A 14,544-nucleotide genomic window follows, 5' to 3' on the forward strand; every position below is an offset into this window, starting at 1 on the left:
TTTACACTTGCCAAAATATGCATTGCAGTGGTATCAATTAGTTATATTTAATGGCTTTTTTAGCAGGTGTTTAAATGGAAAAAACAGCGTTATTCATAGATGCAGAAAATATAAGCCATAAATATATAGAGCAAATAATGGCTAAGTTTGAACATATTGAGGTTAAAAAAGCATATGGCAACTTTGGGGCTGTACAGCTAAAACCTTGGGTGAATATATGCTCGCGCTTTGCTATAGAAATGGTGTACCAAGAAAAACTTGTAAAATCGAAAAGTAATGCTGCCGATATTGCGTTAACTGTCGGGGTTATGGAGTCATTGTATGTCTCGCCGATTGACACTTTTGCAATAGCGTCATCTGATTCTGACTTTGCGGCGCTAGTACACTTTTTAAGACGAAATGGTAAAAAAGTAATAGGGTTTGGTAATAATACAGCGAGCGCTAAACACTATTTTGATGATTTTTATATTTTAGGTAAACAAAACACCATACCCAAAGTAAAAAATAAAAGTATTGCCTCTGTTGATACCTACCATTTAGCACTGGTGAAAGAAGCCGTTGAGAACACACAACATGCAAAAACTGGACTCTCTGAAACAGTCGATGTTGGTACCTATCTTCATCGAATATTTAACATTACAAAAAAGCAGCTAGGCGTAAGTAAGCTTTATCAATATTTTAAATATCACGATCAGCATTTTAAAATGCAAAAAGCCCCCGACGGAGGCTTTTTAGTCTCGTTGCATTAAGTTATTAACCAAACGCGACGTTTGCAAACACCAAGGTCATTAATATTGGGCATACAAAACGAATATACTGGGCAAACCAAAAATGTGCGCCGGTGCTAGCTTGGTGTAACTTATTACCTCGTTTGAACATCCAGCCAACCGTTATAAAGTAAAATAACCCCATTAACGGAAGTTGGTACTGAGTAAACACCATAATAACTAAACCAAATAACCAATCAAAGTTTACTATAATTGCACTCGCACATATTAAAACCACTAAGCTTACCAACCACGTGGCTTTAGTTCGGTTTACATTGTGGTTTTCAACTAAAAACGCAACCGGAATTTCAGTAGACGAAATAGTCGAGGTCACAGACGCTATCGACATCAAAACAAAAAACAATAAACCAACCAGTAACCCTATTTCTCCCATGGTATTAAATAACTCAGGTAAAATGGCAAATATAAGCTGCCCTTCACCTATTAATTTACCGCCACTAAATACCTCAACGCCATTATGCTGTGCAACATAAATAGCCGGAATAATAAGTAAACCAGCTAAAAATGCAACGCTCGTATCAAGTAATGCAACACTTGCCGTTAGTTTTGGTAAATTGGCATCAGGCTGTAAATACGAGCCGTAAATCATCATACACCCCACCCCTAACGACAACGAAAAGAACGCTTGTCCCATAGCGGCAATAATTAAATTTGGATCGAGTATTTGACTAAAGTTAGGCATTAAATACGCTGCAAAGCCTTCACTTGCGCCATCCAAAGTGGCTATATAAGCAATTAGCGCAACAAGTAACACCAATAACATAGGCATCAGTCGGCGCGACCAGGTTTCAATACCCGATTTAACACCCTTTAAAATAATACAGGCCGTTAAAATAAGCATTAATGGTGTAAATACAAAATTACGGGCTTGCGAGTCACTGTGTAAAAACTCGCTCACACTGTGCAAACCAACAAACGTTGTAACTGGCTCAATTGCGTACGACAGCATCCACCCTGCCACAATTGAATAAAAACTCAACATAACTACAGCGCCCGCAAGGCCAATATAGCCCGCAGCTGCACCTATTTTACGGTTGCTATCTTGCCATGCGTTACCCAGCGCTTTTACCGGATTTGCTTGTGCGTTATGGCCTAAATAAAGCTCGGTATATAGCGCCGGTAACGCCAATAAAAAGATAACCAGAAAATAGACGAGTAAAAATGCTCCACCGCCATGATTAGCAGCTTGTGTAGGAAATCCCCAAATATTACCCAAACCCACTGCCGCGCCAGCAGCGGCTAAAACAAAACCAAGTCGGCTTTGAAACCCATCACGCATTTGTGCCATACATCTACAAATCTGTTATTATTTTGATTGTTGTGAATTAAACCATATTTAATGCCAGCTGAGTAATAAAATTGTATTCAGCCTTTGTTTGTCGCGTTAACTGCTCACAATAACAACGACTTTTTACTTTTTGAGCTGATATGACCGCACATTTTTTTAATAACGCCTTAACCATAACACCAACAGATTTTGCCAATTTACCTAAAGGCCAAAGTACCGTTTTGTTGTTCGACGCTAATACTCTTAATTTGGCTAATTACAACTTGGCAAGCTTACTCAGCGAATTTGAATTAACCGTTATTAACCGCCGTAAAAACCAAATAGCTAAAAAAGAATATGTAGCAAGCCGCTTACTTTTAAAATTGCTTGTGAAAACCACCCACCCTGAATTTTCAAATGTGCCATTAAATGCCATTAACACAAGCTTTAACCAATCCACAGCTAAATTAGAGCTGCATATTGACGAATGCGTTATTAATACGTGTATATCGCACTCTCATGGTTTTGTTGGGGTTGCTTTAAATTTAGAAAGCGAGACGTTTGGCTTCGACCTTGAAAAAATTAGCTTAACGCGCCCGTTTGAAAAACTAGCCAAGCATTTTTACCACACAGACGAAGTTACATTAATTACGTCTCAACCTAATACGCAAAGCCAAGCCAATACCTTTTTTAGAATTTGGACATTAAAAGAGTCATTAGCTAAAGCAACTAGTCGCCCTATTGCCAAATTACTTAGCCCCAACGTATTTAACGAATTAACCTTAGTAAGCTTGGCCGCAAGCAGCCAAGTAGTAAACACGCAAACAGAGACGTTTGATTTAACCTTAGTGCATAAAAAAAGCACCGACTGGCGGTGCTTTGTGTTAACCGATGTCTCGCTTATACCAATCCGCTAAATTAAGTGATCTATTTTGAGGATAGATAAACGTGGTGATAGCTAGGCAAAAAATTCGTTATTTAGTTGTTCTAAATGAGAATTTTTTAACGCAGATAGCGACACTTTTAGCCCCTAAAAATGATTAAGTATTATTGCGAATTGATATTGCTAGTTAAGCTTCTAACAAACGGCTATGAATAGCCTGAACCACATTATCAGATTCACTTTGCTCGACTAAAAAGCATAGGTTGTGCTTGCTTGCACCATGACAAATTAAGCGAATATTAAAATCACTTAATACCTGCATTAAGTTCATTTCGTGTTGGCGAAGTTGAATCTCAGAGCCAATAAGTGCCACCAGTGTTAAGTTGTTTTCAACCGACACATGGCAAAATTCAGCAAGCTTATCTAAACACGCTTGGTCGAGCTCTGGGCGCGACGCGTTAGGCGCATTATCAAGCGTTATTGCTACACTAATTTCAGACGTAGTTACCAAATCAACCGATATATTAAACTCGCTTAAAATAGTAAATACACGGGCTAAAAAGCCACTAGCCAATAACATTTCAGGGCTTTTAAGGGTGAGCAAAATTTGATTTTTACGTTGGGTTACCGCGCGAATTCCTGGCTGCTGCGATTTTTCACGCTCTATCCACGTACCACCACGTTCAGGCTCGCGGCTTGATCCAACAAACACATTAATATGACTACGGCTAGCGGGTAAAATAGTAGCTGGATGCAATACCTTTGCACCAAAGGTAGCCATTTCAGCGGCTTCATCAAAGCTTAAGCGAGCAATGGGTGATGCCTTTACACATAATCGCGGATCGGTACTAAAAATACCCACAACATCAGTCCAAATATGTACGCTTTTGGCGTTTATTGCCTCAGCAAGTAAAGCGGCACTGTAGTCGGACCCACCACGGCCAAGCGTTGTTGTTTGTCCAAATTCGTCACTGCCAACAAAACCTTGGGTTACAATAACTTGATCATCTAACAGTGGGATCAAATATTCTTTAGCAGCTTGTGCTGTTGCGCTAACATTTGGCGTTGCTTTTCCAAACTGACTATCTGTTTTAAGTACTTGGCGTACATCAAAGCGATCGGCATTTAACCCTTTTAAACGCAGCACTTGCGCAAATAAGTACGACGATAAACGCTCACCAAAGCTAAGTAACTCATCGTGCTGCTGATCAGTTGTCAGTGTTTCAAGCGCTAGCGTTTGGAATGCTTTTAAAGTTTCGTTAAAACCTACGGCTAAATCGGCATCAAGCGATAACTCATCTAAAATAGCCTGTTGAATGGCTAGCACGCCACTAATGTGTTCTTGGCGCTGCTGTGGGGTGATGCTTGATTTACACAGTGCAACCAAATGATTAGTTACGCCGGCACTGGCGCTTACAGCAACAATACGCACGCTTTTATCGGCAACAATAATTTCGCTACAACGACTCATCGCATCAAAGTTAGCCACACTGGTTCCGCCAAATTTGGCAACGATGTAATCTGATTTAACGTCCGATACTGCTTGCGGCACTGATTGGGTAGTCATTTAGTCTCCTTTTGCGGTATCCAAACCGCGATAAAACAAGAAGAACTTGGCAAGTGAATGCTTGAAGGTAAATCCACTGCCAGAAGCTCTCCACCTAGATTGGTGACAGTTTTGAGGATTCAGCCCCATAAACCGAAAAACAACATCGACGTAACGTTGGTTTTCTCGGCGAGTACTTCCCTCTTTAATGGTTATGGGCGTTCGTCACCTACCATTAAATACCTAAGTATCGCACCTCTTCTGAATGTTGTATTAACCAATGGCTAATAAAACAAAACCCCACTATAAAGTAGGGTTTGAAAGTTAACGTTTAGACGTCTAGCTGTCAAGCGTTTTAATGCGGTTTGTTAAGCAAAACTTAAACAAACCCGCCCATGTAATATGCGCCCGCATAACCCACGGTATAACTTACTAACAAATAGAGCGACAAACGTAAGTAACTCATAAAAGTTAGCTCTTTTACTTTACTCATAGCAATAATACCCGCAGCCGATCCAATAATTAACATAGATCCACCAACACCGGTTGCATAAGTAAACGATAACCAATCTTGCTGGCTCATTACTATATTGGCTTTTAGTAAAGCAGCAGTGAGCGGTACGTTATCAACCCCGGCCGACAAAATACCCATTAAGTAGTTAGCGTACTGTGGCGCCATAACGGTGTAAAGGTCGGTAAACTTACTTAGCATTCCAATCTCTTTTAATGCACCTACCAATAATAAAACCCCGACGAAAAACAGTAAGGTGTCGTATTCTATGTCGCGTACGTAGTCGATAATATTTTTGTTTATGTCTTTTTTGCGCATTAAAAATTGCGCCACTAAAAACATGATTGATAAGCCACATAAAAAAGTTAATAAAGGCGGTACACTGTAAATTACACTCAGCGCAAGTATGCTTATAACTGTAGATACAAAAATAACTGCAATGGTGATATCGGTTTTTTCTATGCGTTTTTTTCCAGATTTTGAAAAGGTTACATCCCCTTTCATGCCAATACTTAGCATTGCTGCTAACAGCATAACGCTAATAAATGCAGGCGCAATAAGCAGTAATAAGTTAGCAATGGTTACCTTGCCATCTAAAAATATCATTAAGGTTGTTACGTCACCGGTAATTAACGACACACCCCCGGAGTTAACACCAAACACAATAAGTGTGGCATATTTTATGAGTTTTTTAGGCGGTAGCTTTAACGACATAACTACAGCAAGCGATATTAATGTAGCCGTTACGTTGTCTGAAACCGACGAAAACAAAAAGGCAAATACCCCAACCAAAAACATCAGCTTGCGTTCGCTAATACTTGTTGGCATCACTCTGTGCACAATATTTTCGATAAACCCCTTTGAGTTTAAATAAGCAACAAAGGTCATGGCGGCCATTAAAAACAACCACAGCGATGCTATCTCTAAAATATTTTCGTTAAGGAGTTCTTGTACTTGCTCTGGGCTTTGCCCATGCAAAGGGAAAATAAACAGGAGGATCCAGCAAAGCGTGCCAAAAAAAAGCGTGGTTTTAGCTTTATTTACATGGATGATATCTTCTATAACAATCAATAAAAATCCGATCGCTATCAGGGTTAGAATAATCGTGGAAACCATGGGTATTAAATAACCTTTGATATTGTTTTAAAGAACACACGCAAAGTCCCTCTCGACGTGCCTATTTTCGGCGCGAATGTTAGCACTGCGGCTATACAAAAACTATTATTAAATAGTCTTAAAAACGAATACCATATACAGGCTAGATTAATTAGAATACGTAATAATGAGACGCTTCTAAATTCTCAATAATAAATTACTAGGATGTTGTAACACCTTATGATCCCAGCTAAAAAGCGACTAAATACCCTTAGCGAACATTGGGGAGTTTTAGAGCTATTATTTAAACGTTTTAAAATGGCCGACTTTAGCCTAAAAGACGTGCAAAATGCGATAAAGCAAAAACAACCCACGTGGAACAACGAGCGCATTTACAAAGAAACAAACCGTTTGCTCAATCAAGATATTTTAATTCCACTGGCTAAATCATCACAGCTTGAAATTAACCGTGCAATTGCTGACTTTGCTACTTTTTTACTGCAAGAAGAGCATTTGGGCCTAGCACAAGAAATTAGCGTGTTAGTAGACGATCTTGCCCGTTTAGGTAATCGTTTAGATAACGCTGGTAGCATGGAAGACTTTGACGATTTACGCCGATTTAGCCGTATTATGGATGATCGGGTACGTAAAATAATGAAGCTCTACGCGCACAACGAAAACGCCATTTTAAATATTGTTGAACAAGCTAAATCAAACAATGCGGTGCAATCACTACAAAAACGCTACAAATCAGTAATTGAAGCCTTTGACGAATACATAGAGCCCATGCTTGAAATGGTCGATATTAGGGGCGATTTTCATGCCTGCTTTACAATAATAGAGCAGCAAATCAGTAAACAAATCGAATTTATTGAGCGCTCTGGTAAAGCATACACCGACAAACGCATGCTAGAACAGCTACGAACTCGCATATTCGAAATGAACCTAATGGGCCGAGAGAGTTTACGTAAAAGTGCCGATATGCTCATGCCCCTGCGCGAAGAGCTACGCCGAAATAACTTAGTTACACGCCAAGCGGCCAAAGTGCTCGGCCTTGTGCGTAAAAATGGCGTAGATAACATGCTAAGCGCTGTACAACCTAATTTTGTAACCGACTCTCAGCGTTATTCGCTTGGGCAACAACGCCATATTATCGCGTACATGGCAAGCTTGGTAGAATTTGAACATGAAGAATATCAACTTCCCGAACAACAAGACGTACCCGCATTTGTAACGCCTAACATTCCTGACTACAACGATGTAAAAACAAGCTTTGCTAAACGCTTTAACAAAAAGCGTAAAAAACCACAGCCGCTGCTGCAGTTTTTAGATGAAAGCTACCCCGAATTAGACGCCGACGAAATGCTCTTTTTATATCAAAAATTAGTCAGTGATAGCGACATTGAAATTAGTCAAAGCGATGAAAAAGCCCGAGTTAAAATTGCCGGCCAACACTTTTCACTTTACCCATTTAATTCTCAGGCATCAGATTCAGCAACTCAGCCTAATACTAAGGCAGATAAGTAATTACCATGACACATATAAACCTAGAAGAACTCACTCACCTGCAAGCAATCAATAAAAAATTAACTGCGGGTTACCACATTTGCGAACAAGACAACGTAATGTGGCAAGAACTCGACCAACACATTGAATCTTACAGCGCACTATTTACCGCATTAGGCCATGACATAAAACACGATAGCCGTGGCTTTTACTATTTTGCCAGCGACGAAAGTACGCCAAATATGGGTAAAATATCTCGCGCTATCGCACTCACTATTTACATTTTAATTGAGCACTTTGCCAATACAGGTAAAGACCCAATGCGCGCCCTGTTTGATGAAGTAAACGATTTAGAACTGATGCAAACCTTAGTGCAAATAAACAAGCACTTGTTTGATCAGCTTGAGATATTTTCGGGCTCAGATTTACGAAAAGATGTTTACCTACGTATGGTTCGTTTAGGCCTTGCCCGTGAAGTAGAAGGCGGCTTTATGCTACAAGCACCTATTCACCGCTACATTGATGCATTAATGGAAGTAAACGAAGAAACCTATATTACAGAGGACGAGGAATGAACAACTTATACGGACTGAGTAAACTCGCCCTACTTAATACCGCAGGTTATGCAAAGTGTGTGATCCCGCTTGATAAAAGCAGCTCTATTTGTGCGCCAAATAATACCGGTAAAAGCTCGGTTATTAACGCCCTACAATTTCCGCTTATAAACGATTTACGCCTTACCGAATGGGACGGGCACGATTTAGATGAAACCCGTAAGTTTTATTTTTCATCGGATCAGTCGTACATTTTACTTGAAGCCAACCTCCCCCATGGCTCGGTGGTTATTGGTGTAGCGGGTCTGGGTAAAATAGCCGGTTACGCGCACCAGTACTTTTGTTATCAGGGCAAGCTCGACTTAGAACAGTACACGCAAGGTAATACCATAATTAAATTTACTAAGCTGTTTAATCATTTAAAAACGCAAGGTTACAACCCTATAGAGCTTAAAGCACAAGAGCTAAACGCCCTACTTACCGGTGGCGCAACGCCCTTTGACGGCGACATTAATTTAAAAATGATCCCGCTGAATAACGTGCAAGATTCCGCTATTTATAAAGAAATTTTTAGACGTATTCTTAACTTACATAAATTGGGCGCAAGCGATGTTAAACGCTTTATGCTACGTGTGTTTGAGCGCCATATGTCAAACTCAAAGGTTGATTTTTACGAAGTATGGCGTCGCTCGTTTGACAAAGTAAACCGGGCTAAGCGCGAATTAAAAGCCCTTGAATCAATGCAAGAGCCAATAAGCGCACTTGAATCAATGCTTGAAAATCAAACCGTGCTTAAAGGTAAATTAGCAGCGTACGCGCCTAAAATTGACCAAGCACTCATTGACTTTGACACCTACCAAGAAGAGCAGCTTAGTGAACTTGGTATAGCACTTGAAGACATTGAACACGAAAAGCACGAATTTGAGCAAAAACAAAGCCTATACGTACAGCAATCGCGCGATATAGAGCGCAAACAAACTCAAATTGAGCAATGGTTTTTAGATTACAGCGCCCTTAAAAGCGAATTTGAACTGGTAAATAAAGCCACAATTAAAACCAGCCTTGGCCAACTAAAACACGATTACGAGTCGCTTTCGCACTCTATTACCAGCGCACAAGGGCAAAGCTTGCACACGCTTGATTACCGCATTAGCGAAACGCAAAAACAAATTAAAAGCTTAAAACTGCAGCTTAAAAACCTGGAGTTTAATTTGTTCACCCGTATGCGCGAAGACCTATCGCTTAAAGAAGTGGAAGAAATATCACGCATTTTAAACCCCGACTTACTTTCGTTTGCCACCACCACTAATGGCGATATAACCATTGATGACGAAGATGCCTTTGGGGAATTTTTATCGTTATTAAGCGATAACGTTAAAGGCGGTGTGCTTACTTTGCCAGGCGCAAGTATTAAACTTAAAAAGCTTTCGCCAGTACAAATGCAAAGCGGCGAAAACAAAGAGCAATTAACCGCGCAGTTAAGTGCGCTTGAACACGCGTTAAAAGAGTTTAAACAACAGCGCGATGTGGCAGCCAATGTTGCCGATAAACAAAAAGAAAAAGACGCACTTTACGACGAGTTAATGAGTCTTGAGGGAGCACTAAAACGTTTAGAGCAATTTGAAGTAATGCAGCAGTCGGTAGACGCGCAAGCCATGCTAAAAGAGCAATTATTAGCAGAGCGCGAACAAGTTGACGATTACCTGCAAGACATTCAAAAAAATAGTGGCTCAATTGCAGACAGACGCTCGTTAATTAAATCAAAGCAAGAGCAAATTAATCGCCAAACTGAGCGCCTTCGCCAAGTTAAAAGTGAGCGAATTGATCACACGCTTGATTTATACAGCGGTAAAGTGACCCCGTACATGATTGATATAACGGTCGATTTTGATAACCTAAGCGACTTAGTACATCACTTTAATAAAGACTGCCAAGAGCTTCGTAACTTTGACATAAACGTGCGTAATACCTATTTGCACGTATATAACGCAGGCATTACTAAGTTCGATAACGAAACCGACGAATTTACTAAATACCAAAAGCTTATTAGCGCATTTCATAACCTTGATAACGAACGCGATGCGGTTGAGCGCCAAGGCCGTGTAGCTCTGACCGAAGTAGCCGCCACGATTAAGGGCTTGCGTGAAGATTTAGACCGCCTTCGCCGCGAAATGAATAGCTTTAATAAAGGCATAAGCCAGCACCGTATTTCTAACCTTCAAGCGTTTAAAATTAACGTAATACCACGCAAAATGCTGGTTGATAGTATCGATACTATTATCAGCACGTCGCATCAGTTTGAGCAAGGCGACACCCTTGATTTATTAAGCCAAGAACCTTACAGCGAAAGCGCGGTAAACGAAGCAAAAGATCACCTGATAAAACTCGCCTCAGACAAAGCAGGCCTTACATTAACTGACTTGTTCGATATTCGTTTTGAAGTGGTAAACCGCGCTGGCGAAACCGAACACTTTGAAAAAATAGACTCAGCCGGCTCAAATGGCACACGTATTACTATTAAGTTATTGTGTGGCATGTTGTTTATTCGTTACTTATTAAGCGATCAGGAACAAAACCTGTACCGTATACCTATTTACATAGACGAAGCGGCCGACATTGACCCGCAAAACCAAAAAGCAATTATAGAAACCGCATTAAGCTTTGGCTTTGTGCCTATATTTGCCTCAGTTAAGCCGCAAATAAGTTGTGACTACATTGTGCCGATTCGTTCGGTAAAAGATGGCGCACAAAACTGGGTAGATGAAAAAGATTGGATAGAAGTAGAGCATTAAATTTTTGAGTGGCTAATTAGTATTAATTAGTCATTCATATTCATCACACTAAACTAATTTTTAGAACCTTTTAATAATACACATTTATATAAGGTGTGTTATTTTAAGGTAATGCATTTTATTGGAGCAAACGTAATGAAAAATATACTTATTGTTGCAGCACTAGCACTACTTAGCGCTTGTACTCAAACCCCAGATTGGGATTACGATAAATCAGCTAACTTTAGTAATTTTAAAACATTTGCTTGGGTAGAAAACGCGAGTTTAACTAAAGACACCAACAACTACCAGATTAACGGCTTAATGGAAAAACGTGTTCGTACTGCGGTAAATAATGAGCTCACAAACACCCTTGGTATGACATTAGTAGATCCAACCCAAGCTGACGTACTAGTTAACTATCATGCGTCGGTAGATAAAGAATTAGAAGTAGATACATTTAATACTGGTTACAGTAACCGTTGGGGTTACTGGGGTACTGGTTTTCAACGAGACACAACAGCGCGTGAATATGAAGTGGGTACATTGGTTATCGATATTGTAGACAGCGCATCTAATCAGTTAATTTGGCGCGGTGCTAAAGAAGGCCGTTTAAAGAAAAAACAATCGCCAGAGCAACGCGAAGCGTCAATTAAAAAAACAGTCGCAAATATTTTAAGCAACTTCCCGCCGCAAAAGCAGCAGTAATTTTAAAGTTAGTTTTTAAAAAGCTCACAGTATGTGAGCTTTTTTGTGGGTGTTTATTTTTGTATTACGGTTTTAAATAACGACCAGCTACGCTCGTCATTTCAGCAAACTGACTATCTACAACACCACGTTGAATTTATTTTGTAGGCGCTAAGCTTGCTTGCGCGAGAAGTAATAGCTTCTAATTACTTACATAGCGCTAAGCATCAAGTTTACAATTTATACTTATACAATAAATCTAGCGGTATATGGCAGTAATCATCGGGATGGTTAGTTAATCGGTCTTGATGCTCTGGATCGCTTGGTACGTAATTGGTTAACTGCTCTACCTTTACTGCAATCTTATCGGCATCGCTGCGCTTATTTATATAATTGCGTGCAATATTTAAATGGTTTTGGCTTTTGCTATAAATGCCCGTCCGGTATTTAGGGCCTACATCTTCCCCTTGCTTATTAATACTATAGGGGTCGATAATTTCAAAAAAATAGTCAAACAGTTGATTGAGTGAAACAACACTTGAGTCAAACGTTACCTTCACACACTCGGCATAACCATCATATTCTCCTTGCGTGGTATTACTTGCGCCGTTAGCACGCCCAGCTTGGGTTGTTATAACGCCGGGTAAATGTTTCATAAATTCTTGCACGCCCCATAAGCAGCCGCCGGCAAAATAGAGTGTATTGTGTTGCTGAACTGTCATCGTTTATCTAACTCAATAAAGTTAATTAAAAATACATGTGTATTGTAACGCGTTAATTATACAAATGATTATCAAATGCAGATTTTTATAATTACTGTACAATAGCGCACAAAATTGCACTGACTAAGTTAAGCTAGCCCACCCGCTTTATATAGTTTTTATTAGTGCCTAAACACATTATGAGATACACCATGAATCGCACTGAGCATTTTATATTTTCTGCACTGCTGTGCAGCGTTACACCTTTTTCTTATGCGCAAGCTACAAGCAACACCGAAACAGCAATAGAACAAATTACTGTTGAGGCATCGGCCACGGCAAATAAATTACCCGTTGGTACCTTTGACTCCCCCGTCTCTAATTTAGAATACGACCCTCGTGTTGATTTACAATCACGTAATATGGCAGAAGCCCAGGCTGATGTAACAATTCGTGGCGGTATTTTCGAAAACACAGGGTTTAGAGTCGGCAGTGCTACCCTACTCGATCCTCAAACAGGTCATTACGTTGCTGAGCTCCCAATTGCACCGCAAATGCTAACTGGACCTTACGTTTTAACCGGGGCCGACAATGCCTTAAACGGTATGAACAGCTCTGTGGGATCGATTTCGTTTGGTTTTAAACCCATCAAAACTGGCGGCAATGTCTCTGTAGGTACCGGTACAAACGACTTTAACTTACAAAGTATTTACGCAGGAATAAGCACCGATGTCGACGATGCTAAAAATTGGCAGCTGGGCTTTGAGGGCGAATATTCTCATTCACAAAGTGACGGTTCAATAGAAAACGGCGATCACGATTTTAATCGCGCCTCTGCGCGCATACAGTTAATAAGTTCGGATTCGCAAACCGATGTGCTGTATGGCTCACAAGAAAAGTTTTTTGGTTGGCCAAATATGTACACACCATTTGGCGTAAACGAAACAGAAGAACTAGAAACCCGCTTACTCATGCTTAACCACCAGCAAAATTACGCAGATAATAGCCATTTTGAAGTATCTGCCTATTACAGAAAACACAACGACCATTATATATTTTCTCGTGAGAATCCAAGCGCCTTTGAAGCATTTCATGAAACTAAAGTAAAATCGATTGCGGTATCAGGAAGCCATGCACAAAACACCGCGTTTGCAGTAAATTATTCAGCGCAATATATTGAAGATGAAATAGAGTCGACCACACTTGAGAATAATTTTACCTCACGCACTTATTACAAACTGAGCGTATTACCTGAATATAAAATCGACCTTAAACAAAACCAGCTATTAACACTTCGCCTAGGTGCGGCTTTTGACGACACAAACCGAGATGACTCTGAGTTATCGCTCATTGGCGATATTTCACTAAACACTCAAAACAGTGATGGCTCTGAGCAAACCGTTTACTTATCGTATGCGCAAGCGAGCCAAGTTGCAGGCTACACCGCTATTGGTGGCAGTGATCAAGGCGGGTTATTTAGAAGTAATTACAACCTTGAGCGCGAAACAACTAAAAACCTAGAGCTTGGCTATTTAATACAAGAGCAAACCTGGCAGCTTAATTCAGCAGTTTTTTACCGAGAGGATAACAACCTAGTCGATTGGACTTTTAGTTTTGACTCTAGCTCTGCCCGCTTTGCTAATCCGGTAGACATAGACGCCACCGGCGTTGAATTTTTTGCGACTAAGTATTTTGATACAACTGAGCTCATTGCAAGCTACACCTACTTAAATAAGTCAGAAAACTATGGTGATGCAGATATCGACGCCAGCTTTTACGCGTTAAATTTTCCAGATCACCGTGTTACCTTAGGTGCAATTTGGACACCAAACGACCTAATAGAAATGAGGGTTGATAACGAGTGGCGTAAACAGCACGAAAACGCACTACGCAATGGTAAAGACACCGCGTTATTTACGCAATTGTCGCTAAAAATTACGCCAACCGTAATCAATAATTTATTTATTACATTAGCTGCAGACAATGTATGGGATGAATCGTTTGAAGAAATACCCGGCACGCCAGGGCGAGGTGAGCAATATACGTTAAGTGCAACGTATAGTTGGTAGACATTAAATTCAGCGTTTACAAACTTAATGTTTACCTTAGTTTGTAAACGCTGTGTTGGTTTATATAAAAACGACTTTTAGGCAAAATATATTGCACAAAGAGAAATGAGTGAGGAGTAAATGAGTAAACCTAACCTCATATCGCTTTCTTAATTGATTTACGTTT

At 40.1% G+C, this 14,544-nt stretch carries 11 protein-coding genes and 1 riboswitch; of the genes, 7 read left to right on the forward strand and 4 right to left on the reverse strand.

Translation table 11 applies throughout. The annotated features are described in order from the left end of the window. The first annotated feature begins 74 nt into the window (after positions 1 to 74). Positions 75 to 749 (forward strand): NYN domain-containing protein, encoded by a 675-nt coding sequence (locus MTF67_RS10250; protein WP_039037867.1) that lies wholly within the window; start codon positions 75 to 77, stop codon positions 747 to 749. Positions 750 to 753: 4 nt separating this feature from the next. Here MTF67_RS10250 and MTF67_RS10255 read toward each other — a convergent pair whose 3' ends face one another. Continuing rightward, complete coding sequence (locus MTF67_RS10255) at positions 754 to 2,076, reverse strand: sodium-dependent transporter (RefSeq protein WP_008130843.1); 1,323 nt, start codon at positions 2,074 to 2,076, stop codon at positions 754 to 756. Between the two features lie 140 nt (positions 2,077 to 2,216). Here MTF67_RS10255 and MTF67_RS10260 point away from each other — a divergent pair, with 140 nt between their 5' ends. Further along, positions 2,217 to 2,972 (forward strand): 4'-phosphopantetheinyl transferase superfamily protein, encoded by a 756-nt coding sequence (locus MTF67_RS10260; protein WP_248519465.1) that lies wholly within the window; start codon positions 2,217 to 2,219, stop codon positions 2,970 to 2,972. A 153-nt stretch (positions 2,973 to 3,125) separates the two neighbouring features. Here MTF67_RS10260 and lysC read toward each other — a convergent pair whose 3' ends face one another. Together lysC and nhaD are read right to left on the reverse strand one after the other, a co-directional pair. Next, the gene (lysC, locus tag MTF67_RS10265; RefSeq protein ID WP_248519466.1) at positions 3,126 to 4,505 is read right to left on the reverse strand and encodes a lysine-sensitive aspartokinase 3; all 1,380 of its coding nucleotides are present in this window, start codon (positions 4,503 to 4,505) and stop codon (positions 3,126 to 3,128) included. A gap of 75 nt (positions 4,506 to 4,580) precedes the next feature. Next, positions 4,581 to 4,753: riboswitch (Lysine riboswitch) on the reverse strand. A 110-nt stretch (positions 4,754 to 4,863) separates the two neighbouring features. After that, positions 4,864 to 6,111 carry a sodium:proton antiporter NhaD gene (gene nhaD, locus MTF67_RS10270; RefSeq protein ID WP_033020049.1) on the reverse strand — a complete coding sequence of 416 codons (1,248 nt, stop codon included), beginning with the start codon at positions 6,109 to 6,111 and terminating at the stop codon, positions 4,864 to 4,866. Between the two features lie 219 nt (positions 6,112 to 6,330). On the opposite strand from nhaD, the gene MTF67_RS10275 reads away from it, so the two are divergent. From MTF67_RS10275 to MTF67_RS10290, 4 genes are all read left to right on the forward strand, one after another. Further along, entirely contained in the window at positions 6,331 to 7,617 is a 1,287-nt protein-coding gene (locus MTF67_RS10275) for a hypothetical protein (RefSeq protein WP_248519467.1), read from the forward strand. A 5-nt stretch (positions 7,618 to 7,622) separates the two neighbouring features. Beyond that, complete coding sequence (locus MTF67_RS10280; protein ID WP_203983746.1) at positions 7,623 to 8,171, forward strand: hypothetical protein; 549 nt, start codon at positions 7,623 to 7,625, stop codon at positions 8,169 to 8,171. Further along, entirely contained in the window at positions 8,168 to 10,942 is a 2,775-nt protein-coding gene (locus MTF67_RS10285; protein WP_248519468.1) for an ATPase, read from the forward strand. Before MTF67_RS10280 ends, MTF67_RS10285 begins: the two co-directional genes overlap by 4 nt. Before the next feature lie 135 nt (positions 10,943 to 11,077). Further along, a complete protein-coding gene (locus MTF67_RS10290) occupies positions 11,078 to 11,629 on the forward strand; it encodes a DUF4136 domain-containing protein (protein ID WP_058429181.1) in 552 nt (183 codons plus the stop codon). A gap of 212 nt (positions 11,630 to 11,841) precedes the next feature. On the opposite strand, the gene MTF67_RS10295 is transcribed toward MTF67_RS10290, so the two are convergent. Continuing rightward, the gene (locus MTF67_RS10295; RefSeq protein WP_248519469.1) at positions 11,842 to 12,330 is read right to left on the reverse strand and encodes a peptide-methionine (S)-S-oxide reductase; all 489 of its coding nucleotides are present in this window, start codon (positions 12,328 to 12,330) and stop codon (positions 11,842 to 11,844) included. Between the two features lie 191 nt (positions 12,331 to 12,521). Between MTF67_RS10295 and MTF67_RS10300 the strand changes: the two genes are divergently transcribed. Next, complete coding sequence (locus MTF67_RS10300; protein WP_248519470.1) at positions 12,522 to 14,378, forward strand: TonB-dependent receptor; 1,857 nt, start codon at positions 12,522 to 12,524, stop codon at positions 14,376 to 14,378. Positions 14,379 to 14,544 lie beyond the last annotated feature (166 nt).

The organism is Pseudoalteromonas sp. 2CM32C, from assembly GCF_023161925.1.
GTDB classification, from domain to species: Bacteria; Pseudomonadota; Gammaproteobacteria; order Enterobacterales; family Alteromonadaceae; genus Pseudoalteromonas; species Pseudoalteromonas marina.